The following is a 24,013-nucleotide window of genomic DNA, read 5'->3' on the forward strand; positions in this document are numbered from 1 at the left end:
TGCTGAGAATGGCTTTGAGGTGAAACAATGACGAAGATTTTTGCCCATCGGGGAGCTTCCGGGCATTTCCCTGAAAATACGATGCTCGCGTTTGAAAAAGCGATTGAAGCTGGCGCGGACGGTATTGAGCTGGATGTGCAGCTGACAAAAGACGGCCGAATTGTCGTCATTCATGATGAGAAGCTCAACAGAACGACGACTGCTGCAGGTTTTGTGAAGGATACGGCTTATGATGTGATCCGATCAGCCACTGCCTCCGCCAATCGGAAAGAGGAGTACGGGGATGTCAAGGTGCCGCTGCTTTCTGACGTCCTGTCATGGGCGGAAAAAGCTGATTTTCTTATTAACATAGAATTGAAAAACAGTGTATTCCGTTATGAGGGGATGGAAGAAAAAGTATTAGAGCAGATTAAGCGCTTCGGCATTGAGGAACGGATTATTTTGTCCTCGTTTAATCATGAGAGCCTTGCGTTGTGCAGCAGGCTTGCGCCCGAAATAGAACGGGCGGTTTTAACATTAGATGTGATTTACAAGCCTGAGCAATATGTGAACGCCATTCCGGCATCCGGTTATCATCCGAAACTCCACACTCCGGCAGTAACCGATGAGATCATAGAAAATCTAAAAGCCGGACATATTGCCTTCAGGCCTTTTACGGTCAATCATGCAGATGACATGAAATGGATGATTAAGGCTGGAGCAGAAGGGATTTTTACAGATTTTCCCGAAAAAGCCGTTTCTATTGCCCATAATGAAGATACTTTATGCTAAAATGAAATCAGGCTGCCGTGTTTTCTCGGCAGTCTGCAATTTACATAACAGTGATAGCGCTTACATGTGTGGACAAGTCTTTATATTGGTTAACAATTCATAACGGATTTGCCGATGCATAACATTCAAATAGGATGATGTATGGGTAAAAGTAATTGGTAAGATACACGTCATTTGTAAGCGCTGTCTTGTTTCTCCCATACGCAACGATGTGGAGATTAAAGAAGTAAGGAGAGGGTGAAATCATGACGAAAACAGTCATCGTGAGTGCCGCAAGAACGCCTTTTGGTAAATTTGGCGGGGCTTTAAAGGAGCTGAAGGCTGCTGAACTTGGGGGAATCGCCATTAAAGAAGCTTTGAACCGGGCGGGAATCAATGGGAGTCAAGCAGACGAAGTCATTATGGGCATGGTCGTTCAAGCAGGCGCAGGCCAAATCCCGTCTCGCCAGGCTGCCCGTTTGGCGGAGGTGCCGTGGGAGGTGCCGACTGAAACGATTAATAAAGTATGCGCATCAGGTCTTCGGGCGGTCACCTTGGGGGATCAAATCATTAGGGCTCAAGATGGGGATATCCTTGTAGCTGGAGGAATGGAAAGCATGAGTAATATTCCTTATGCCGTTCCGGCTGGACGCTGGGGCGCCCGTATGGGGGATGCTGCAATGCAGGATCTGATGGTTTATGACGGATTAACCTGTGCTTTTGATCAGGTTCACATGGCTGTTCATGGAAATACTGCGGCTGAAGAATATGGAATTACCCGTAAGGAGCAGGATGAGTGGGCTCTGCGCAGCCAGAAAAGGGCTGCTCATGCGATTGATGAAGGGAAGTTTAAAGAGGAAATTGTGCCGGTTGCTTGGGTTGACCGAAAAGGGAAGACGAAAACAGCGGATACCGATGAAGGTCTGCGCCGGGAGACCAGTTTAGAGCAGCTTGCTAAGCTGCCGCCGATTTATTCGAAGGAGGGATCGGTCACTGCCGGCAATGCACCGGGAGTAAATGACGGGGCGGGAGCTTTTGTGCTCATGTCAGAAGAAAAAGCCGCCGAGCTCGGAAAGAAACCGCTGGCGACGATACTCGGATTCGCAGCAGTCGGCCAAGAAGCATCATGTCTTGCTGCGGCCCCGGGGCTTGCCATCAATAAGCTGCTGAAAAAAACCGGTTTTTCGGTTCAGGATATCGACTTATTCGAAGTTAACGAAGCATTTGCTTCTGTTGCGTTGACATGCGAAAAAATCGTCGGATGGGACCGTGAAAAGGTAAACGTGAATGGCGGGGCCATTGCTCTTGGACACCCGATTGGAGCAAGCGGCGCAAGAATACTTATGACTTTGATATACGAATTGAAGCGAAGGGGAGGCGGTTTAGGCATCGCTGCCATCTGCAGCGGGGCCGCCCAAGGTGACGCTATATTAATCCGGGTCCATTGAAATCTATCTTGCGCAAAGGGAGATAAATATGGAAATAAAAAAAATCATGGTAGTAGGTGCGGGACAAATGGGAGCGGGAATCGCTCAAACAGCCGCTGAGGCAGGCTTCAATGTGATGATGAACGATCTGAAGCCGGACTTTGTTGAAAAGGGATTTGGCATCATAAAGAAACAGTTGGCAAGAGATGCGGAAAAAGGCCGGAAAACAGAGGAGGAAACAGAAGCCATCATAAACAGAATTTCCTGTACCGACAATCTGGAAAACGCGAATGATGCTGATTTTGTGATTGAGGCGATCATAGAGAGCATGGAAGCGAAAACAGCACTATTCAAAAAACTGGATCATATCTGTCCGTCGCATGCCATTTTAGCCAGCAATACGTCTTCCTTACCCATTACGGAGATTGCGGCAGTCACGAAGCGGCCGGAAAGCGTCATCGGCATGCACTTTATGAATCCGGTGCCGGTTATGAAGCTGGTAGAAGTGATTCGCGGCTTGGCCACCTCTGATGAGACATTTGCAACAGTTAAAAATCTATCTGAAAAGATGGGAAAAACGCCTGTTGAGGTAAATGACTTTCCCGGGTTTGTGTCTAACCGGGTGCTTCTCCCTATGATCAATGAAGCGGTCTATTGCATCTATGAAGGAGTAGCAGCCCCGGAGGCAATAGATGAAGTAATGAAACTTGGAATGAACCACCCTATGGGTCCGCTTCAACTGGCAGATTTTATCGGGCTGGATACGTGTCTTTACATTATGGAAGTCTTGCATTCAGGGCTCGGTGATCCCAAGTATCGCCCATGTCCGCTGCTGCGCAAATATGTAAAAGCAGGATGGCTTGGCAAAAAAAGCGGACGCGGGTTTTATGCCTATGAGTAATAAGCTTCCTAAGTAAATCCATCCGGGGGTGGCCGACGTGTATTTTAATGAAGAGCAAGTGATGATGCGGAAAATGGTGCGTGATTTTGCCAGAAAAGAAATAGCTCCCATTGTCGAAACGATGGAAATGACAGATGAATTTCCTTTGCAGCTGATACGGAAAATGGGTGAGTACGGTCTGATGGGTATTCCTGTTCCGGAAACATTTGGAGGAGCGGGAGCTGATATTACATCCTATATCTTGACCATTCATGAGATTTCGAAAGTCAGCGCTGCGATCGGAGTCATTTTATCTGTCCATACATCCGTCGGAACGAATCCGATCCTGTATTTCGGAACAGAAGAGCAAAAAAGAAAATATATACCCAAACTTGCATCAGGTGAATACCTCGGCGCGTTTGCCCTGACTGAGCCATACTCGGGATCAGATGCTGGCAGCATTCGTACAACGGCAGTAAAAAAGAATGGAAAATATGTATTAAACGGATCAAAAATGTTTATCACCAATGGCGGCGCGGCAGATACATACGTCACGTTTGCCCTCACAGAACCGGGAAAAGGCACAAGGGGCATTTCTGCCTTTATTGTAGAAAAAGACACGCCGGGTTTTATAATCGGGAAAAAAGAAAGAAAAATGGGTTTGCACGGTTCCAACACAACAGAATTAATCTTTGATAATGCTGAAATTCCCGCGGAAAACCTGTTAGGGCAAGAAGGTGAAGGGTTTAAAATCGCGCTTGCAAATCTTGATGTCGGACGGATCGGCATCGCGGCGCAAGGACTCGGAATCGCTGAAGCCGCTCTCGACTATTCCGTCCAATACTCAAAGCAGCGTGTGCAGTTTGGCAGACCCATAGCGTCCAATCAAGCCATTTCTTTTAAACTTGCAGATATGGCGACAAGAGCGGAGGCATCAAAACATCTTGTCTACCATGCGGCCGACCTTCATAACCGCGGTTTGAAATGCGGAAAGGAAGCATCCATGGCTAAGCAATTTGCCACGGACACGGCGATGAAAGCGGCGATAGATGCTGTTCAAATTTACGGGGGATACGGCTATACCAAGGATTATCCGGTGGAACGATTATTTCGTGACGCGAAAGTAACACAAATTTATGAAGGTACAAATGAAATTCAAAGACAAATCATCTCCAAATATATACTCCAATAATCGACCTCTGATATACTGCCAAACCTTCATGATCAACGTCAGAACAGACCATTTTGGACTAAAAATCTGTGAAGCGAGGATGATGAAAATGGAAAACGATAAAAAATATTCACCTGGGCTTGATGGCGTCATTGCGGCTGAAACAAAAATTTCTTACCTTGATACCGAGGCGGGCCAGATATTAATTCAAGGCTATGATCTGATTGAACTTTCTAAAACAAATAGCTACATGGAAATGGTTCATTTGCTTCTGGAAGGCTCGCTGCCGGATGAGCATGAAAAAAAATCACTTGAAACGAATGTGGAAAGCGAATGTGATCTGCCGTCTGACATTCTCAGTATGTTTAAGCTGCTCCCAGAAAACACACACCCGATGGATGGTTTGCGAACTGGGATTTCGGCCCTTGCCGGCTATGATCCCCAGATTGACGACCGCTCGCCGGAAGTGAACAAACACCGTGCTTATCAGCTTTTGGGGAAAATGCCAAACCTTGTGGCCAATAGTTATCGGATTATCCATCAAGAAGAATCTATGCAGCCTTTAAAACACTTATCCTACAGTGCGAATTTCTTATACATGATCACAGGCCGAGAGCCGAACGAATTGGAGGAACAGATATTCGACCGCTCTCTTGTGCTGTACAGCGAGCACGAGATGCCTAACTCAACCTTCACTGCCAGAGTCATCGCTTCCACGCAGTCAGATTTATACGGCGCGTTAACGGGAGCCGTCGCTTCCTTGAAAGGAAACCTGCATGGAGGGGCGAACGAGGCTGTCATGCATATGCTTTTGCAAGCAGGAACAAAGCCGGGTTTTGAAAGACTGCTAGAACAAAAGCTGCAAAAGAAAGAAAAAATAATGGGATTCGGCCATAGAGTGTATATGAAGAAAATGGACCCGAGGGCGCTCATGATGAAAGAGGCGTTGCAGCAGCTATGCGACAAGGCTGGGGACGACCATCTGTACGTCATGTGTGAAGCAGGTGAAAAACTGATGCTCAGAGAAAAAGGGTTGTATCCAAATTTAGATTATTACGCGGCGCCGGTGTATTGGATGCTCGGGATTCCGATCCCTCTGTATACGCCTATCTTTTTCAGCGCCAGAACGGTCGGCTTATGCGCCCATGTCATGGAGCAGCACGCTCATAATCGCCTATTCCGCCCGCGCGTCCATTACACGGGAGCGAGGCATATGAACAGTAAGTGAGCTAAAAGCAGAGATTCTGAACGAACGAAAGGAAGATGGGATAATGTTAAAAACGAACGAAATTCATCAAATGGATAAAGTAATAGAAGAAATGACAGACTACGTTTTACATCAAGAGATTACAAGTTCAGAAGCGTTTACGACAGCGGGCCATGTTCTGATTGATACGCTTGGCTGCGGTATATTGGCATTGAATTATCCCGAATGCACAAAACTGCTCGGACCGATTGTTCCTGAAACAGTCGTTCCTAACGGAAGCAGAGTTCCCGGAACACCGTTTGTGCTTGATCCTGTCCGTGCTGCCTTTAATATCGGATGTATGATCCGCTGGCTCGATTATAACGATACGTGGCTCGCAGCGGAATGGGGGCATCCATCGGATAATTTAGGCGGAATCTTGGCGGCGGCTGATTATGTATCAAGAGTGCGGCTGAGTGAAGGAAAAGAACCTTTAACCGTACGAGAAGTATTAGAAATGATGATTAAAGCCCATGAAATCCAAGGTGTGCTCGCGTTAGAAAACAGCTTAAACCGCGTCGGGCTTGACCATGTCTTATTTGTAAAGGTGGCGACGGCAGCAGTCGTAACAAAGCTTTTAGGCGGGGGACGAGAAGAAATCAATAATGCTTTATCACATGCGTGGATTGATAATTCCAGTTTACGCACGTATCGGCATTCACCAAATACCGGTTCGCGAAAATCGTGGGCGGCTGGTGACGCGACTAGCAGAGGCGTTCACTTAGCTATTATGGCGTTAAAAGGCGAAATGGGTTACCCGACAGCTTTGACTGCTCCGGGCTGGGGCTTTCAGGACGTTTTATTTAATAAGAAAGAGATTAAACTCGCCCGTCCGCTTCATTCTTATGTCATGGAAAACGTGTTATTTAAAGTTTCCTATCCTGCAGAATTCCATGCGCAAACCGCGGCGGAGTGCGCTGTCATTCTCCATCCGCATGTGAAGGACCGCCTTGATGAAATAGACCGGGTTCTCATCAATACACACGAATCAGCAATCAGAATTATTGACAAAAAAGGTCCGCTTCACAACCCGGCAGACCGTGACCATTGCCTGCAATACATTACCGCCATTGGGTTAATCCACGGTGACATTACGGCAGATCATTATGAGGATGAAACGGCGCGTGATCCAAGAATAGACAGACTAAGAGAAAAAATGGAAGTCACCGAAAATAAGGCGTACACAACAGACTACCTTAAACCGGATAAGCGCTCGATTTCTAACGCTGTTCAAGTTATTTTTAAAGACGGAACGAGCACTGACATGATTGAATGTGAATATCCATTGGGGCATCGTTTCCGGAGAGAAGAAGCGGTTCCTAAACTATTAGAAAAATTTTCAGCTAATATTGAAACACATTTCTCTCAAAAACAGCAGCGAAACATTTATGAGAACTGCACGGACCATGAAAAACTGGCTGCTATGAGCGTAAACGAATTTATTGATTTGTTTTTATAGGCAAAAGGAGGATTTAACATGTCGTGGATTGTCAATCAGCAGTCAACGCAAGAAGAGCTTGCGCAGCGATTCCGTTCGCTTATGTCAGCGCCGGGCATATTGCAAATTCCCGGTGCACACGATGCGATGGCCGCTCTTATCGCAAAACAAACCGGCTTTTCCGCTATATATTTATCGGGGGCTGCCTATACGGCCAGCAGGGGCCTCCCTGATTTAGGAATCGTCACATCGTCTGAAATGGCAGAAAGAGCGAAAGATCTTGTGCGGGCCGCCGATCTGCCTCTTCTTGTGGATATTGATACAGGCTTCGGCGGTGTATTGAATGCCGCCCGCACCGCTCGTGAAATGCTGGAAGCGCGCGTGGCTGCCGTGCAAATTGAAGATCAGCAGCTCCCTAAAAAATGCGGTCATTTAAACGGCAAACAGCTTGTTTCAGCAGAAGAAATGGCGCAAAAAATAAAAGCGATCAAACAAGTCGCGCCATCACTCGTTGTCGTGGCTCGTACAGATGCGCGGGCCCAAGAGGGGCTTGACGCCGCCATCAAACGATCAGCCGCATATATCGAAGCAGGCGCCGATGCGATTTTCCCGGAGGCGCTTCAATCAGAGGGAGAGTTCCGTCAATTCGCCAAGCGTATCACCGCTCCTTTGCTTGCGAATATGACTGAGTTTGGAAAAACACCTTATTATCATGCGGAAGAATTTGAAGATATGGGCTTTCAAATGGTGATCTATCCGGTAACATCACTTCGAACTGCCGCAAAGGCATTTGAGCGAATGTTTCGGCTGATCAAGGAACAGGGATCACAAAAAGAAGGGCTTCTGGAGATGCAAACAAGAAAAGAATTGTATGATACGATTTTTTATCATGATTATGAGGACTTAGATAAATCAATCGCAAAGACGATATTAACTGAGGAATGACAGGGATAGAAAAAAGCAGAGGCCATGGCAGGTCTCTGCTGACTAAGGTTCTTTCAAGCCGAAAGAACCTTTTTTACAGTTTTCTTTTTCTGAATCGCGGGCTGACCTGATTGCGTTTTCTGTCTCTGAAAAGAATAAAGCCGGCTAAAATATAAAGGCCGAACAGAAAAAAGATAAACCCTGATAAGCCTTGAAGCCAGAGGGAAGGAAACGGACGCAATAAATTGCCGAACAGCATATCCCTCATGAGCTTAATGCCGAGAGCGGAAACAGCCCCGGGGATCACTAAAATCAAAAGCGCAATGAGTCGACCCATTCAGAAAAACCCCTTTATCTTATCATTTCCTTTATTGTCCAGCGGAAAAAATATTTTGTCAAGTGAAGAAAACGTGGTAACATAGGGTTGTGCAAATTATTGCAACGGAAAAAATAGGTATGCAAATTTTTTCATACAAAGGGGTATCGGGATGCAGAAGGTGCTGATTATAGGTGCTGGCAAAGGGGGAACAGCGCTTTTACATATATTGATGAAAACAAATCTTATTCATGTAATTGCGGTTGTTGACCAAAACCCGGAGGCGGCTGGTTTAAAAGAAGCTGAGAAATATGGAATCGCCACTTCATCAGATTGGAAACCCTACATAAAAAGTGAACTTGATATTGTGATCAACACCACAGGCGATAAAGCTGTGCTGGAAGAGCTGCTCCGGGAAAAACATAAGCAGACCATTGTAATTCCGGGAAAGATGGCATATATGATGTTTCAGCTCATGGAAGAAAAGCAGCAGCTCATTCAGATGCTGAAGGATCAAACATATAAGCACGATCGGATTTTCAATTCCACCCATGACGGAATGATTTTTATTGATATCAACGAAGAAATCATTTTGTTTAACCATATGGCTGGAAAAATACTTGGAAAAAAACGTGAAGAAGTGATCGGAAGGCTTATCAAAGATGTGATTCCGAACACGAAACTGCACCGAATCTTAAAAACAAGAGAACCTGAATACAACCAAAAACAGCTTTTAGGCGATCACCTTCAAATTGTCACGACTAGACTGCCTATCATTGATGAAGGCGGCACGCTGCTCGGAGCGCTGTGTGTGTTTAAAGATATAACCGACGCAGTGGAGCTTGCGGAGGAAGTGACAAATTTAAAAGAAGTCCGCACGATGCTGGAGGCAATCTTTCAATCCTCGGACGAAGCCATTTCCGTCGTCGATGAGAATGGGACAGGTCTCTTAATTAATAAAGCCTACACAAAAATGACCGGTCTTTCTGAAAAGGAAGTGATCGGAAAACCCGCGAATACGGACATTTCCGAAGGGGAGAGCATGCATTTGAAGGTGCTTGAAACAAGAAGACCGGTGCGGGGCGTCAGAATGAAAGTCGGCCCCAACGAAAAGGATGTCATCGTCAATGTAGCGCCGGTTATTGTGGACGGAATTTTAAAAGGCAGTGTAGGTGTCATTCATGATGTGTCGGAAATCAAAATGCTGACCGCTGAACTCAACCGGGCAAGACAAATTATCCGCACACTGGAAGCGAAATACTCGTTTGACGACATCATCGGAAAAAGTGAACAAATGCTGGTCGCGCTCGAACAGGCCAAGCTTGGGGCGAAAACGCCGGCAACGATTTTGCTGCGGGGGGAATCAGGCACGGGAAAAGAGTTGTTTGCCCATGCCATTCATAATGACAGCGATCGGAAATACAACAAATTTATTCGGGTGAACTGCGCGGCGCTTTCAGAAACCCTGCTTGAATCTGAATTGTTCGGGTATGAAGATGGTGCTTTCTCGGGAGCGAAGCGAGGCGGGAAAAAAGGGCTGTTTGAAGAAGCGAATAACGGCAGTATTTTTCTGGATGAAATAGGAGAGCTGACGCAAAACACGCAGGCCAAATTGCTTCGCGTCTTGCAGGAAAAAGAAATCGTCAGAGTCGGCGGGACAAAGGCGATTCCCGTCAATGTCAGGGTTATCGCCGCGACGAATGTAAATATTGAGAAAGCGATGGCTGACGGAAAATTTCGTGAAGACCTTTATTACCGAATCAATCGCTATCCCATCTCTATTCCGCCGCTTAGGCAAAGAATGGAGGACATAGAGGATTTAAGCGTACGCCTTATTTCAAAAATCAATCAAGATTACGGCCGCAATGTAAAGGGGCTGACTGCGAATGCCTTGCGCGCTCTTTCTTCCTATCATTGGCCTGGAAATGTGCGTGAGCTTGAAAATGTTCTCGGCAGAGCAATGATATTTTTGAATCCTCATATGGAATACATTGAAAAAGATCATTTGCGTGTGTTCGAAACGGAGAAAAAAGCAAGCGGAACCGATCAGGCAGCAGGCGTTCCATTCCCTGACATTGAGGGGGAAAAACTCTCCTCGGCGGTCGAAAAGTTTGAAGCGCACGTGATTCAGCAAACGCTGGAAAAACATCGCTATAATCGGACGAAAACCGCAAAAGCCCTTGGCGTCAGTATTCGGAATTTATATTACAAAATGGACAAATACGGTCTTGCAAATGATGGCATGCAATAACATGCAGACAAAACGCAATCAGCTGCACGATGTGCTTTTTAGCTTAGAAAGACACCGGCTTTTCAAAGATGGCACAAAACTTGCATGATATAAACCTGACACGGAGCAGGAAAGGTGGTAACTGATGAAGCTGAAAGATTTGATTGAAAAAGCATCGCTGCACAAAAACAAAACAATTGCAGTAGCTCATGCAGAGGATTCAGAAGTGATGCAAGCTGTGAAACTTGCGGCAGAACAGCTGTCAGCCAGATTTTTACTTGTAGGTGACAGTGATAAACTGAAAGATCTCATTACATCTCATAATATATCAAGTCACCATATTGATATGATCCATGCTGATACTCCCGAAGAATCAGCGAGAATCGCGGTGAAGTCTGTGAGCAGCCGGCACGCAGATGTGTTAATGAAAGGGAATTTGCCGACATCGGTATTGCTGAAGGCAGTGCTGAATAGACAGGACGGACTCAGGTCTTCGCATGTTCTTTCCCATGTCGCGGCTTTTGAAATTCCGGGCTTTGACAGACTGATTTATGTAACGGATTCAGCTATGAATATTGCGCCTTCTTTGGAGGAGCTTCGGCAGATTTTGCTCAATGCCGTTCATGTCGCACGTGCGGTAGGGAATAATAATCCAAAAGCGGCCGCTCTTGCCGCTGTTGAAACCGTCAACCCGAAGATGGAGGCGACGCTTCATGCGGCCAGTTTGGCACAAATGTGTAAACGCGGACAAATCAAAGGCTGCGTTGTAGATGGTCCGTTTGCTTTGGATAACGCTGTCTCTGAACTTGCGGCGGCTCATAAAAACATTACGGGAGATGTGGCGGGCCGCGCGGATATTCTCCTGGTTCCCTCGATTGAAGCAGGCAACATTTTATATAAGTCCCTGATTTATTTTGCAAAAGCAAAGGTAGGCGCCGCCATTATCGGTGCGAAGGCGCCAATTGCTTTAACCAGCAGAGCAGATTCTGCGGAAAATAAACTGTATTCCCTTGCGCTCGCGTTATGCGCATCACAGGAACACAATCTTTAGGAGGAAATGATATGGAACTTTTTAAATATATGGAGCAATACGATTATGAACAATTGGTGTTTTGCCAAGATGAGCAGTCCGGATTAAAAGCAATTATCGCTATCCATGATACAACACTGGGCCCTGCGCTTGGGGGAACAAGAATGTGGACGTATGAGAATGAAGAAGCAGCTATAGAAGATGCGCTCAGACTGGCCAGAGGCATGACGTATAAAAATGCGGCAGCCGGCTTAAATCTCGGGGGAGGTAAAACAGTCATTATCGGGGACCCGCGCAAAGACAAAAATGAAGAAATGTTCCGCGCGTTCGGCCGCTATATACAAGGGCTGAACGGCAGATATATCACGGCTGAGGATGTAGGCACAACGGTTGAAGATATGGATATCATCCATGATGAAACAGACTTTGTCACAGGGATTTCCCCGGCATTCGGTTCATCAGGCAACCCTTCCCCGGTGACTGCTTACGGTGTGTATAAGGGGATGAAAGCCGCTGCAAAAGCAGCGTTCGGCACTGACTCGCTTGAAGGCAAAACAATCGCCGTTCAAGGAGTGGGAAATGTTGCGTATAATCTTTGCCGCCATCTTCATGAAGAAGGAGCAAATTTAATTGTGACGGATATCAATAAACAATCGGTAGAACGCGCTGTTGCTGATTTTGGCGCACGCGCTGTTGATCCCGATGATATCTATTCCCAAGACTGTGATATTTATGCACCGTGCGCCCTTGGAGCGACAATCAATGACAGCACGATTAAACAACTGAAAGCAAAAGTCATTGCAGGCGCAGCGAATAATCAGCTGAAGGAAGCGCGCCACGGCGACCAAATTCACGAAATGGGCATCGTTTACGCGCCGGATTACGTAATTAACGCTGGCGGTGTCATCAACGTAGCTGATGAGCTTTACGGATATAATGCGGACCGTGCGATGAAGAAGGTAGAAGGAATTTACGGAAACATCGAACGTGTTCTGGATATTTCAACACGTGACGGCATTCCTTCTTATTTGGCGGCAGACCGTTTGGCTGAAGAGAGAATTGCACGGATGCGCCGGTCCAGAAGCCAGTTTCTCCAAAACGGACATCATATATTAAGCAGACGCTAAGATATCATCTGGAGGTTTTGAAAGTGCTAAATAATGAAAAACGCATTCTCATTCTAAATCCAGGCTCAACATCCACGAAAATCGGTGTTTTTCATAATGAACGATGTATTTTTGAAGTAACACTGAGGCATAACGCAGAAGAGCTTCAACGCTTTCACAGCATCATTGATCAATATGAATTTCGCAAGCGCCATATATTGGAGTCTCTTCATGAACAGGGCATCAATATCTCAAAGTTTGATGCCGTTTGTGCAAGGGGCGGCCTCCTTCGGCCGATAGAAGGCGGCACATATGAAGTGAATGATGCGATGATTGAAGATTTGAAAAGCGGATATGCCGGCCAGCATGCGTCAAATCTTGGCGGGATCATTGCCAGAGAAATTGCAGATGGGTTAAATATCCCATCCTACATTGTAGATCCCGTTGTGGTGGATGAAATGTCAGCACTCGCCAAAATTTCAGGTATGCCTGAAATCGAACGCAAAAGCATTTTTCATGCCTTGAACCAAAAAGCGGTCGCCCGGCAAGCGGCGGCATCTCTTGGAAAACGTTATGAAAACATGAAAATGATCGTTACGCATATGGGCGGCGGCATAACAGTCGGCGTCCATGACCGGGGGAAGGTGGCCGATGTCAATAACGGACTCCACGGAGAAGGCCCCTTCAGTCCTGAACGTGCCGGTACAGTGCCGGCGGGGGACCTTGTAGATCTTTGTTTCTCGGGGAAGTATACGAGAGAGGATATAATGAAGAAACTGGTAGGTACCGGCGGGCTTTTAGGATATCTTGATACAACTGATGCAGTCAGAGTTGAAAACATGATTCAGAGCGGCGACAAAAAAGCGCGCTTAATTTATGACGCGATGGCGTATCAGGTGGCAAAAGAGATCGGAGCCGCAAGCGCCGTGTTAAAAGGTGAAGTTGAAATGATCGTACTGACGGGAGGCTTGGCTTACGGAAAAAGCTTTGTTTCCAGTATCAGATCATACATAGATTGGATATCTGACGTTTTGGTGTATCCGGGAGAAAACGAGCTCCAGTCATTGGCGCAAGGAGCGCTTAGGGTTTTGCTTGGTGAAGAACAATCGAAACGATATCCGAATGAATAAGTTTTTAAAAAAGGAGTGTGTCACATGGCGACAGAGTATGATGTAGTCATTCTCGGAGGCGGAACAGGCGGTTATGTCGCCGCCATCAGAGCGGCGCAGCTCGGCTTAAAAACAGCCGTGGTGGAAAAGGAAAAACTCGGCGGAACATGCCTTCATAAAGGCTGCATACCGAGTAAAGCCCTGTTAAGAAGCGCAGAGGTCTACAAAACGTCCCGCGAAGCGGCTCAATTTGGGGTTGAAACATCGGATGTTTCCCTCAATTTTGAAAAGGTGCAGCACCGTAAGCAAGAGATCGTAGATAAGCTGGCAAGCGGCGTCCAACATCTCATGAAAAAAGGGAAAATAGATATATACGAAGGGTACGGGCGTATTCTGGGCCCTTCCATCTTTTCGCCGATGCCGGGAACGATTTCTGTGGAGCGGAACAACGGTGAAGACAATGATATGCTCATCCCGAAACATGTCATTATCGCAACGGGCTCAAGGCCGAGGATGCTTCCGGGGCTGGAAGCGGACGGAAAGTATATTCTGACCTCTGACGAAGCGCTTCAATTGAAAGAGCTTCCGGAATCTATCATTATTGTCGGCGGAGGCGTCATCGGCATCGAATGGGCATCAATGCTTCACGATTTTGGAGTGAAGGTGACTGTTATCGAATATGCTGATCGAATATTGCCGACAGAGGACAAAGACATTTCAAAAGAAATGCAAACCCTGCTTGCGAAAAAAGGCATTGAGATTGCAACAGGTTCGAAAGTGCTGACTGATTCCTTTACTGCAAAAACAGACGGAGTCAGCATCCAAGCGGAAAAAGACGGCGAAACTGTAACATACAGCGCTGAAAAAATGCTTATATCCGTCGGCAGACAGGCGAACGTCGAGGGAATCGGCCTTGAAAATACCGATATCGTGACAGGAAACGGAGTCATTTCTGTCAATGATACGTATCAAACAAAAGAATCACATATTTACGCGATAGGTGATGTAATCGGAGGGCTGCAGCTTGCCCATGTCGCATCCCGTGAAGGCATCATCGCCGCCGAGCATATCGCCGGTTTAGAACCGCTTCCGCTTAATCCTGCATTTGTGCCAAAGTGCATCTATTCAAACCCGGAAGCTGCAAGTGTAGGACTGACAGAGGAAGAAGCAAAACAGAACGGTTATCAGACCAAAATAGGGAAGTTTCCGTTTATGGCGATAGGCAAGGCCTTGGTTCACGGAGAAACTGACGGGTTCGTCAAAATCGTCGCCGACGCTGATACCGATGATATTCTCGGGGTACATATGATCGGTCCGCATGTGACTGATATGATTTCTGAAGCTGGGCTCGCCAAGGTGCTTGACGCCTCTCCGTGGGAAATCGGCCATACGATCCACCCGCATCCATCGCTTTCGGAAGCGATCGGAGAAGCTGCTCTCGCTGCAGACGGCAAAGCCATTCATTTTTAAAGGAGGCAACTTGAATGAGTAAAAATCGGCACACAGCATTAGGACTTTCAGATAATGAAGCCATTGATATATATAGAACCATGCTGTTAGCAAGAAAGATTGACGAAAGAATGTGGCTGTTAAACCGCTCGGGGAAAATTCCGTTTGTCATTTCATGCCAAGGACAGGAAGCGGCTCAGGTCGGAGCGGCATTTGCGCTTGATAGAGACAACGATTATATTTTACCGTATTACAGAGATTTGGGAGTCGTCTTAACATTTGGAATGACGGCCATGGATTTAATGATGTCCGGATTTGCCAAAGAGGCTGATCCGAATTCCGCCGGGCGGCAAATGCCGGGTCACTTCGGGCAGAAAAAAAATCGAATTGTGACCGGTTCTTCACCGGTTACAACGCAGGTTCCGCATGCGGTCGGTATCGCTCTTGCAGGACGCATGGAGAAAAAAGACATCACCGCTTTCGTCACATTTGGAGAAGGATCTTCCAATCAGGGCGATTTTCATGAAGGAGCCAACTTCGCAGCGGTCCATAAGCTGCCGGTGATCTTTATGTGTGAAAACAATAAATATGCCATTTCTGTTCCGTATAATAAGCAGGTTGCATGCGAGAAGATTTCAGATCGCGCTATCGGATACGGCATGCCGGGAGTCACGGTAGACGGCAATGATCCGCTGACTGTGTATCAAGCTGTAAAAGAAGCAAGAGAGCGGGCTCGCAGAGGGGAAGGGCCGACGCTGATCGAAACCGTCTCTGACCGCCTCACACCCCATTCCAGCGACGACGATGACATGAGCTACAGAACCAAGGAAGAAGTCACAGAAGCACGAAAAAATGATCCGCTTCTCAATTACCAAGCCTATTTACAAGAAACTGGGCTGCTCACAGAAGAAACGGAGACAAAAATGCTTGAAGAAATCATGACGATCGTTAATCAAGCGACAGACGAAGCGGAGAAAGCGCCTTACGCAGCTCCAGAGTCCACGCTCGATAACGTTTATGCGGAGTAAGGGGGAATTAAAATGCCTGTAATGTCTTATATAGATGCCGTCAATTTGGCAATGAAAGAAGAAATGGAAAGAGATTCAAAGGTCTTCGTGCTCGGTGAAGACGTAGGAAAAAAAGGCGGCGTGTTCAAAGCTACGGCCGGCCTGTACGACCAATTTGGCAGTGAGCGTGTGATGGATACGCCGCTTGCTGAGTCAGCCATCGCCGGCGTAGGGATCGGAGCTGCCATGTATGGCATGCGCCCGATCGCAGAAATGCAGTTTGCCGATTTTATCATGCCGGCGGTCAACCAAATTATTTCTGAGGCGGCTAAAATTCGTTATCGCACAAACAACGACTGGAATTGTCCCATCGTCATCAGAGCCCCTTACGGAGGCGGTGTGCATGGCGCGCTTTATCACTCTCAGTCGGTAGAAGCCGTTTTTGCGAACCAGCCTGGGCTTAAAATCGTTATGCCTTCCACTCCGTATGATGTGAAGGGCCTTTTAAAAGCTGCCATTCGTGATGAAGATCCCGTGCTGTTTTTCGAACATAAGCGGGCGTACCGTCTTATAAAGGGAGAGGTTCCTGCGGAGGATTATACATTGCCGATTGGCAAGGCCGATGTAAAACGCGAAGGTGACGATATCACGGTTATCACCTACGGCTTGTGTGTGCATTTTGCTTTACAGGCTGCAGAGCGTCTCGAGAAGGATGGCATATCTGCACATGTCGTGGACTTGCGAACGGTTTACCCATTGGATAAAGAAGCGATTATTGAAGCCGCGTCAAAAACGGGGAAGGTCCTTTTGGTTACGGAAGATAACAAAGAGGGCAGCATCATGAGCGAAGTGGCGGCGATTATTTCCGAGAACTGCCTGTTTGACTTGGATGCGCCGATTAAACGGCTTGCGGGTCCGGACGTTCCGGCCATGCCTTATGCCCCGACAATGGAAAAATACTTTATGATGAACCCGGATAAAGTAGAAGCGGCAATGCGCGAATTGGCGGAGTTTTAAACAGACGTAAGGAGGTCATGATCATGGCAATACAACAAATGACAATGCCGCAGCTCGGTGAAAGCGTGACGGAGGGAACAATCAGCAAATGGCTTGTTTCTTCCGGAGATAAAGTGAATAAATACGATCCGATTGCGGAAGTCATGACAGATAAAGTAAATGCAGAGGTCCCATCCTCTTTTACCGGCACAATCACAGAGCTGGTGGGGGAAGAAGGGCAGACGCTGCAAATCGGTGAAGTGATCTGCAAGATAGAAACAGAAGAAACGCTAAATGCAGAAGAAACACCTGAAAAGCAGGACGTCTCAGCGCCTAAAGAAACCGAAGCGGCTGACAGCCCTGCGGCTAATAACCAATCAAGTAAAAAACGTTACTCACCTGCCGTTCTTCGCCTTGCCGGAGAGCACGGCATCAATTTGGAACAAGTCACTGGAACAGGCGCGGGCGGCAGAATCACGAGAAAAGATATTCAGCGTATCGTGGACTCCGGCGTGCAGCAGCAAACAAACACGCCAGAGCCTCAAACAGCTGAAGCGGCACCGCAACAAGCGGAAAAAAAGCAGCCGTCTCAGCCGTCGTCTGCAGCAGGAGATATAGAAATCCCCGTTACAGGTGTCAGAAAAGCGATTGCTTCTAATATGCAAAGAAGCAAAACGGAAATTCCGCATGCTTGGACAATGATGGAAGTGGATGTCACAAGCATGGTGTCATACCGAAACAGCATCAAGGACGCATTTAAGCAAAAAGAAGGCTTCAATCTGACCTTTTTCGCCTTCTTCGTAAAAGCGGTGGCTCAAGCGTTAAAAGAATTCCCGCAGATGAACAGCATGTGGGCGGGTGACAAGATCATTCAGAAAAAAGATATCAATATCTCAATAGCAGTCGCTACAGAGGATTCGTTATTTGTCCCTGTCATTAAGCATGCCGACGAGAAGACAATCAAAGGAATTGCGAGAGAGATATCTGACCTTGCAAAGAAAGTGAAAGCCGGCAAGCTCACAGCAGACGACATGCAGGGAGGAACATTTACCGTTAACAATACGGGGTCATTCGGTTCTGTCCAATCCATGGGTATTATCAACCACCCGCAGGCTGCGATTCTTCAAGTAGAATCCATCGTCAAACGCCCGGTTGTCATGGAGCATGGCATGATTGCGGTCAGAGATATGGTCAATCTGTGTCTGTCTCTGGACCATAGAGTGCTTGATGGACTCGTTTGCGGCCGATTCCTCGGACGAGTGAAGCAAATACTAGAAACCATTGACGAAAAGACATCGGTTTATTAAGAAAGTGTGGTCTCCTTTTGCCAAGGCAAAAGGAGATTTTTTATTGGATAAAAAAATGCACTCAGCCAGTGAGTGCATTTCGTCTTTAGTGGCAGCTGAAAGAAGAGACTTCATCAAGGTCTATTCCAAAGTATTGCCATCTATATTGGCGCGGTCTCCAGCGGTAGCCCGCGATGGAACGGCGGCCGACAAACACCGGATAAAACCAAAATCTTCTGCCGTTTTCTAAGCGGATGTAAGTGAAACGGTATAAGCAGCCTCTGATTCCGCCGGGGTCTATTGCATACGTTGATTGCTGCGGAACATAACTGGGAGGAGGCCCAGATGGCGGCTGTCCGAACTGACCTTGCTGGCCCTGCCCCTGTCCGCCAAATCCGGGAGGCGCTGGTAAAGTCGGCTGCCGATACGGATCGTACCCATAAGAATCATACGCATAAGGATCATAGTAATAATAAGGAAACATGAAAAAACTCCTTTCATGATACGTTCTGCTTTATATTATGAAAGGAGCAGGGAATTGGGAACTTGCCTATATCGATCCAAACAAAAAACCCAAGCCCTCAAAGCTCAGGTGAAATATGCTTACGCTTCAGTTTCTTCTTGCGGAATCAGCATTTCAATATGCTGCTTGAGCACTTCAATGACGCCGGGCGTATGGGTATACACCTCACCATCTGTATCAACCTTCATCTCACTTTCGGTTTCAATCTTCACCTTCGATGCCTGAATGTAAGACAGCTCTCCGGCAAAATTCTCAAAAGTGCCCTGTTCCATATTCATCAGCTCGCGTAATGCGGTAAGGTTTGTGCTGCGGCAAATGAGGATATCGGCTAAACCGTCAGTGATGCTGGCGTCTGGAAGCGGAATGCGGTTTGTGCCGATATATTGTCCATTCATCACCAGTAGCATAACAGCTTCATCCTCCCGCTCCTCTCCGTCAATGTTCAGTTTTACAGGGAAGGGCTGTGCTGATGACACCGTCCGCAATGCGCTTGTAAAATAGCTGATCTTCCCAAAAAGCGCTTTTTCTGTTTCATTTATATTATTTGATGTTTCTGTAATAAGACCGATCCCCCAAAAATTCAAAAAGAAGCGGTCATTCATTTTACACACATCCACGCTGATTTTTTTCCCTGACACAAGCGCTTCTGATGCCTTTTGAAGGTTTTGGGGGATGCCAAGTTCTCTCGAAAAATCATTGCACGTGCCTCCGGGCAAAATCCCTACTGCAGGTTTTTTATCGAGCGCCGCAATTCCGTTTATACATTCATGGACAGTGCCGTCTCCGCCGAGGACAAATAATATGTCGATCGTTTCATCTAACGTTTTGCAAAATTGGTAGGCATCATCTTTTCGCCTCGTCGGCTTGATGATTAATTCATCTATAGATTGAGATAAGATAGGGACGACGGAGCCAAGCGTTTTTTCTGTATTTTTTTTGCCGGCATTTCCGTTATAGATTAATAAAGCTTTTTGATAACTCATACAAATGCTCCTTCCTTATCATATTTTTCCCGTTTTTATCTAAGGATAAACTAATGATACCAGGCTGCCGCTTAAAAAAGTATTCGAAATAAGCAATGTTATTTGCCGATATAGTGATTTCCTTGCTATCATAAGAACAGATGATGAAAAAGGAGAGGTCTTCATTGAATATGGATTTTAATTTGTTTATGAACGATGTAGTGCGTCAGGCCAGACAGGAAATCACTGCGGCCGGATATACAGAACTGAAAACGGCTGAAGAAGTAGACGAAGCGCTTGCCAAAAAAGGAACAACGCTTGTGATGGTAAACTCCGTATGCGGATGTGCTGGCGGAATCGCAAGACCGGCCGCTTATCATTCCGTCCATTATGATAAGAGACCTGACCATCTTGTCACCGTTTTTGCCGGACAAGATAAAGAGGCTACAGCAAAAGCAAGAGAATATTTTGAAGGCTATCCGCCATCTTCACCTTCTTTTGCAATTTTAAAAGACGGCAAAATTCAAAAAATGGTAGAACGCCATGAAATTGAAGGCCATGAACCAATGGCTGTTGTCAACAAACTTCAGGAAGCCTTTGAAGAATATTGCGAGGAAGTATAAGAAAAGAAACCCGTCAGCGCTGTCAGCTGCGGGTTTTTTTGTGCATAATTTTGGCATCTATAATGAATAAATATTAATACTTAATCAGTCTTCGGCGCTCTGTTTATCAGTAGAAACGAATAGATAAACTATGATAGAAAAGGCATATAAGATAATTTTTAAAAATAGTATTGCATAAAAATAAGAAAGTGTTTAAAATACATATTAACGAATAAATATTCAAATGTGAAAGAAGTAATGATATGGGGGAAACAATCATGAAAAAATGGCTCTTATTGCTTGTTGCTGCTTGTATTACATTTGCACTGTCAGCTTGCGGATCAAGCAGTTCTGATTCAGCAGACGGCAAGAAAAAAATAATTATGGGTACATCGGCGGATTATAAACCGTTTGAATATAAAGATGGTGATAATATCGTCGGCTTTGATGTTGATTTGGCAAAGGCGCTTGCTAAGAAAACAGGCTACGAAATTGAAGTGCAGGATATGGATTTTAATAGTTTAATAACAGCGCTTAAATCAAAGCAGATTGATATGGTGCTTTCAGGAATGACACCGACACCTGAACGAAAAAAACAAGTCGACTTTTCTGATATTTATTACACGGCGCATCACATGATCGTCAGCAAAAAAGACAGCGGCCTCGACTCGCTTAGCGACCTGAAAGGGAAAACAGTCGGAGTTCAGCTGGGCTCAATTCAGGAAGAGAAGGGTAAAGAGCTTTCTCCGGATTATGATTTTAAAACAGAAGACCGCAACAGAATCTCTGATTTGGTCCAAGAGATCAAATCCGGCCGTTTTGACGCAGCCATTATTGAAGACATGGTGGCAGAGGGCTACTTCAATTCAAATGAAGACTTACAAGGCTTTACGATTCCGGATGCAAAAGCAGAGGAAGCCGGTTCAGCCATTGCGTTCAGAAAAGACAGCGACCTCACTGACAAGTTCAACAAGGCCCTTAAAGAAATGAAAGACAATGGCGAGCTCGATAAATTGAAGAAAAAGTGGTTCAGCAACGAGAAATAAAAAGGCGGCTCAACTTTTCGTTGAGCCTTTTTAGCGAAAAGGAACTTAAAGGAGACAAAAATTATGAATTTGGATTTCTCGGCAACAATCCCCCAAATTCCTTTTATATTAGAAGGTTTAGGAATTACTCTCAAAATTGTAGTGGTTTCAGCGGTCATCGGACTTATTTTAGGAATTGTGCTAAGCTTATGTAAAATCAGCACGTTTCGTCCGCTGATTTGGATCGCTGATTTTTATACTTCCGTATTTCGCGGGACACCGCTCGTCCTGCAGCTGATGATTGTGTATTTTGGACTTCCTCAGCTTCTCGGATTTCAAATTGACCAATTTTGGGCGGCAGTTGCAGCATTGTCCCTGAACTCCGCTGCCTATGTATCGGAAATCATCAGAGCGGGCATCAACGCGATAGATAAAGGGCAAAAGGAAGCGGCAGTCGCCCTCGGAGTGCCTTACAGCAAAATGATGAAGGACTTGCTTTTGCCTCAGGCGTTCAAAAACATTTCTCCCGCGATCGTCAACGAATTAATTACGCTGACAAAAGAATCAGCGATTGTCACGGTGATCGGTCTCGGCGATATCATGAGACGGGCGTATCAGGCAGGAGCGGCCACCTACAATTATCTTGAGCCGCTGATCATCGCAGGATTGATTTATTATGTGCTTGTCCTTATTTTAACATTTGTTGGTAAGGCTATAGAAAGGAAGCTGAAAGCCAATGATTAAGATTGAAAAGCTGTCAAAATCATTCGGGAAAAACGAAGTGTTAAAGAATATTTCAACAACAATAGGCGAAGGTGAAGTCGTCGCGGTCATCGGGCCTTCAGGCTCAGGCAAATCAACTTTCCTCCGCTGTTTAAATCTTTTGGAAAAACCAAATGGCGGCACAATTATGATCAAAGACAACGAAATCACCAAACCGAAAACAAATACATTGAAGGTGCGGGAAAATATCGGGATGGTTTTTCAGCATTTTCATCTGTTTCCTCATAAAACAGTGCTGGAAAATATTATGTATGCACCTGTGAATGTGAAAAAAGAGTCCAAACAGGCGGCTCAGGAGAAAGCCGAAGAACTTCTGCGTAAAGTCGGCTTGTTTGATAAAAGAAACGACTATCCGAACCGCTTGTCAGGCGGGCAAAAACAGCGTGTCGCCATCGCACGTGCCTTGGCGATGAACCCGGACATCATGCTGTTTGACGAGCCGACCTCAGCGCTTGATCCTGAGATGGTGAAAGAGGTGCTGCAAGTGATGAAAGAGCTGGTCGAAACAGGAATGACAATGGTCATCGTCACACATGAAATGGGCTTTGCGAAAGAAGTCGCAGACCGCGTGTTATTTATGGATGAAGGAATGATTGTGGAGGACGGAAATCCGAAAGAATTTTTTCTTTCCCCAAAATCCAGAAGAGCGCAGGACTTTTTGGAGAAAATATTATAAAATAAAGTGAAAAAGAAGAAGGCGTGATCTTCTTCTTTTTTGATTTCAAAGTAACAAAAGAATGGAGTTCGCAATGTTTAAAATTGGTTATCGCACCCTAAAGACGGCACTTGGAACTGCTTTGGCCATCTATTTGGCTCAGCTTTTACATTTGCAAAACTTCGCATCAGCAGGAATCATCACCATTTTGTGCATACAAATCACGCAAAAACGGTCACTGCAGGCGTCTTGGGCCCGTTTTGCGGCCTGCTGTTTGGCTATTCTCTTTTCATATCTTTTTTTCGAGCTGATCGGCTATCATCCGTTTGTTATCGGAGCGCTTCTGCTGCTATTTATTCCGACGACTGTTGTGCTGAAAATCAATGAAGGCATCGTCACAAGTTCAGTTATCATTCTGCACTTATACATGTCAGGAGGCATAACGTTTGGTTTTGTCTGGAATGAAGTTCAATTAATTACGATCGGTATCGGTGTGGCTCTTTTAATGAATCTGTATATGCCGAGTCTTGAAAGGAAGCTTTTGGCCTATCAAAAGAAAATTGAGGACAACTTTGCCGTTATCTTTGCTGAAATAGAGCGTTACTTGTTAACCGGTGAGCAAGACTGGACGGGAAAAGAAATACCTGAAACCCACCAGCTGATACATGAGGCGAAAAACCTCGCATATCGTGATGTGCAAAATCACATCTTACGCCATGAAAATCTTTATTATCATTACTTTAAAATGCGGGAAAAGCAATTTGAAATTATAGAACGCCTGCTGCCGAAAATCACTTCTATATCCATAACGGTAGAGCAGGGGAAAATCATCGCTGCGTTTATTCAGGATTTACGAGAAGCCATCCATCCCGGAAATACGGCTCATAAGTTTTTAAAGAGACTTTGTGAAATGAGAAAAGAATTCGAGGAAATGCCGCTTCCGATTTCAAGAGAAGAATTTGAAGCAAGAGCCGCATTATTTCATTTGCTTGGCGAAATGGAACAATATTTGGTCATTAAAAGCTACTTTAAAGGAATAAAACCTCAAAAATCACTCGGATAATTCGCATGAGCTCCTCCTTCATTGGTCAACCTAAT

The 24,013-nt window shown here is 45.8% G+C and carries 23 protein-coding genes; 20 read left to right on the plus strand and 3 right to left on the minus strand.

What is annotated here, in order from left to right:
• Nucleotides 1-27: 27 nt before the first annotated feature.
• From GXP75_RS13195 to prpB, 7 genes are all read left to right on the plus strand, one after another.
• Nucleotides 28-771, plus strand: coding sequence for a glycerophosphodiester phosphodiesterase (locus GXP75_RS13195; protein WP_242556989.1), 744 nt, complete (start codon nucleotides 28-30; stop codon nucleotides 769-771).
• Between the two features lie 245 nt (nucleotides 772-1,016).
• Nucleotides 1,017-2,198, plus strand: a complete 1,182-nt coding sequence (locus GXP75_RS13200; RefSeq protein ID WP_003325490.1) for an acetyl-CoA C-acetyltransferase — start codon at nucleotides 1,017-1,019, stop codon at nucleotides 2,196-2,198.
• A gap of 28 nt (nucleotides 2,199-2,226) precedes the next feature.
• Nucleotides 2,227-3,078 (plus strand): 3-hydroxybutyryl-CoA dehydrogenase, encoded by an 852-nt coding sequence (locus tag GXP75_RS13205; protein ID WP_242556990.1) that lies wholly within the window; start codon nucleotides 2,227-2,229, stop codon nucleotides 3,076-3,078.
• 37 nt (nucleotides 3,079-3,115) lie between these two features.
• Nucleotides 3,116-4,249, plus strand: a complete 1,134-nt coding sequence (locus tag GXP75_RS13210; RefSeq protein WP_063638522.1) for an acyl-CoA dehydrogenase — start codon at nucleotides 3,116-3,118, stop codon at nucleotides 4,247-4,249.
• An 88-nt stretch (nucleotides 4,250-4,337) separates the two neighbouring features.
• On the plus strand, nucleotides 4,338-5,456 hold the full coding sequence (gene mmgD, locus GXP75_RS13215; protein WP_150223204.1) for a citrate synthase: 1,119 nt from the start codon (nucleotides 4,338-4,340) through the stop codon (nucleotides 5,454-5,456).
• Between the two features lie 43 nt (nucleotides 5,457-5,499).
• Nucleotides 5,500-6,933: a bifunctional 2-methylcitrate dehydratase/aconitate hydratase gene (locus tag GXP75_RS13220; RefSeq protein ID WP_277990744.1), complete on the plus strand. Its 1,434-nt coding sequence runs from the start codon at nucleotides 5,500-5,502 to the stop codon at nucleotides 6,931-6,933.
• A gap of 18 nt (nucleotides 6,934-6,951) precedes the next feature.
• Complete coding sequence (gene prpB / locus GXP75_RS13225; protein ID WP_242556991.1) at nucleotides 6,952-7,857, plus strand: methylisocitrate lyase; 906 nt, start codon at nucleotides 6,952-6,954, stop codon at nucleotides 7,855-7,857.
• Between the two features lie 73 nt (nucleotides 7,858-7,930).
• Here the strand turns inward: prpB and GXP75_RS13230 are convergent, their stop codons facing one another.
• Nucleotides 7,931-8,173 carry a DUF2627 domain-containing protein gene (locus GXP75_RS13230; RefSeq protein ID WP_003325497.1) on the minus strand — a complete coding sequence of 81 codons (243 nt, stop codon included), beginning with the start codon at nucleotides 8,171-8,173 and terminating at the stop codon, nucleotides 7,931-7,933.
• Nucleotides 8,174-8,324: 151 nt separating this feature from the next.
• Here GXP75_RS13230 and GXP75_RS13235 point away from each other — a divergent pair, with 151 nt between their 5' ends.
• From GXP75_RS13235 to GXP75_RS13270, 8 genes are all read left to right on the plus strand, one after another.
• Nucleotides 8,325-10,403, plus strand: coding sequence for a sigma 54-interacting transcriptional regulator (locus GXP75_RS13235; protein WP_242556992.1), 2,079 nt, complete (start codon nucleotides 8,325-8,327; stop codon nucleotides 10,401-10,403).
• Between the two features lie 124 nt (nucleotides 10,404-10,527).
• Complete coding sequence (yqiS, locus tag GXP75_RS13240) at nucleotides 10,528-11,433, plus strand: phosphate butyryltransferase (RefSeq protein WP_242556993.1); 906 nt, start codon at nucleotides 10,528-10,530, stop codon at nucleotides 11,431-11,433.
• An 11-nt stretch (nucleotides 11,434-11,444) separates the two neighbouring features.
• Nucleotides 11,445-12,539, plus strand: a complete 1,095-nt coding sequence (bcd, locus tag GXP75_RS13245) for a branched-chain amino acid dehydrogenase (RefSeq protein ID WP_003325501.1) — start codon at nucleotides 11,445-11,447, stop codon at nucleotides 12,537-12,539.
• Between the two features lie 17 nt (nucleotides 12,540-12,556).
• Nucleotides 12,557-13,648 (plus strand): butyrate kinase, encoded by a 1,092-nt coding sequence (gene buk, locus GXP75_RS13250; RefSeq protein WP_242556994.1) that lies wholly within the window; start codon nucleotides 12,557-12,559, stop codon nucleotides 13,646-13,648.
• Between the two features lie 24 nt (nucleotides 13,649-13,672).
• The gene (gene lpdA / locus GXP75_RS13255; protein WP_242556995.1) at nucleotides 13,673-15,097 is read left to right on the plus strand and encodes a dihydrolipoyl dehydrogenase; all 1,425 of its coding nucleotides are present in this window, start codon (nucleotides 13,673-13,675) and stop codon (nucleotides 15,095-15,097) included.
• Between the two features lie 14 nt (nucleotides 15,098-15,111).
• A complete protein-coding gene (locus tag GXP75_RS13260) occupies nucleotides 15,112-16,104 on the plus strand; it encodes a thiamine pyrophosphate-dependent dehydrogenase E1 component subunit alpha (protein ID WP_242556996.1) in 993 nt (330 codons plus the stop codon).
• 12 nt (nucleotides 16,105-16,116) lie between these two features.
• Nucleotides 16,117-17,100, plus strand: coding sequence for a 3-methyl-2-oxobutanoate dehydrogenase subunit beta (gene bfmBAB, locus GXP75_RS13265; protein ID WP_106033466.1), 984 nt, complete (start codon nucleotides 16,117-16,119; stop codon nucleotides 17,098-17,100).
• Between the two features lie 23 nt (nucleotides 17,101-17,123).
• Nucleotides 17,124-18,386 (plus strand): dihydrolipoamide acetyltransferase family protein, encoded by a 1,263-nt coding sequence (locus GXP75_RS13270; protein WP_242556997.1) that lies wholly within the window; start codon nucleotides 17,124-17,126, stop codon nucleotides 18,384-18,386.
• 85 nt (nucleotides 18,387-18,471) lie between these two features.
• Here GXP75_RS13270 and GXP75_RS13275 read toward each other — a convergent pair whose 3' ends face one another.
• Together GXP75_RS13275 and GXP75_RS13280 are read right to left on the minus strand one after the other, a co-directional pair.
• A complete protein-coding gene (locus GXP75_RS13275) occupies nucleotides 18,472-18,849 on the minus strand; it encodes a hypothetical protein (protein WP_003325507.1) in 378 nt (125 codons plus the stop codon).
• A gap of 119 nt (nucleotides 18,850-18,968) precedes the next feature.
• Nucleotides 18,969-19,871 carry a YegS/Rv2252/BmrU family lipid kinase gene (locus GXP75_RS13280; RefSeq protein WP_242556998.1) on the minus strand — a complete coding sequence of 301 codons (903 nt, stop codon included), beginning with the start codon at nucleotides 19,869-19,871 and terminating at the stop codon, nucleotides 18,969-18,971.
• A 164-nt stretch (nucleotides 19,872-20,035) separates the two neighbouring features.
• Between GXP75_RS13280 and brxB the strand changes: the two genes are divergently transcribed.
• The 5 genes from brxB (at nucleotide 20,036) to GXP75_RS13305 (ending at nucleotide 23,978) form a co-directional block, all read left to right on the plus strand.
• Entirely contained in the window at nucleotides 20,036-20,473 is a 438-nt protein-coding gene (gene brxB, locus GXP75_RS13285) for a bacilliredoxin BrxB (protein ID WP_061572876.1), read from the plus strand.
• A 257-nt stretch (nucleotides 20,474-20,730) separates the two neighbouring features.
• The gene (gene artP / locus GXP75_RS13290; RefSeq protein ID WP_150223213.1) at nucleotides 20,731-21,498 is read left to right on the plus strand and encodes an arginine ABC transporter substrate-binding protein ArtP; all 768 of its coding nucleotides are present in this window, start codon (nucleotides 20,731-20,733) and stop codon (nucleotides 21,496-21,498) included.
• A gap of 63 nt (nucleotides 21,499-21,561) precedes the next feature.
• On the plus strand, nucleotides 21,562-22,221 hold the full coding sequence (gene artQ / locus GXP75_RS13295; RefSeq protein WP_003325511.1) for an arginine ABC transporter permease ArtQ: 660 nt from the start codon (nucleotides 21,562-21,564) through the stop codon (nucleotides 22,219-22,221).
• On the plus strand, nucleotides 22,214-22,936 hold the full coding sequence (gene artM / locus GXP75_RS13300) for an arginine ABC transporter ATP-binding protein ArtM (protein WP_061670033.1): 723 nt from the start codon (nucleotides 22,214-22,216) through the stop codon (nucleotides 22,934-22,936). Before artQ ends, artM begins: the two co-directional genes overlap by 8 nt.
• Before the next feature lie 73 nt (nucleotides 22,937-23,009).
• Nucleotides 23,010-23,978, plus strand: a complete 969-nt coding sequence (locus GXP75_RS13305) for an aromatic acid exporter family protein (protein ID WP_010789152.1) — start codon at nucleotides 23,010-23,012, stop codon at nucleotides 23,976-23,978.
• Nucleotides 23,979-24,013: the final 35 nt, after the last annotated feature.

The sequence above is a fragment of the Bacillus sp. HU-1818 genome, assembly GCF_022695965.1.
GTDB lineage: Bacteria > Bacillota > Bacilli > Bacillales > Bacillaceae > Bacillus > Bacillus atrophaeus.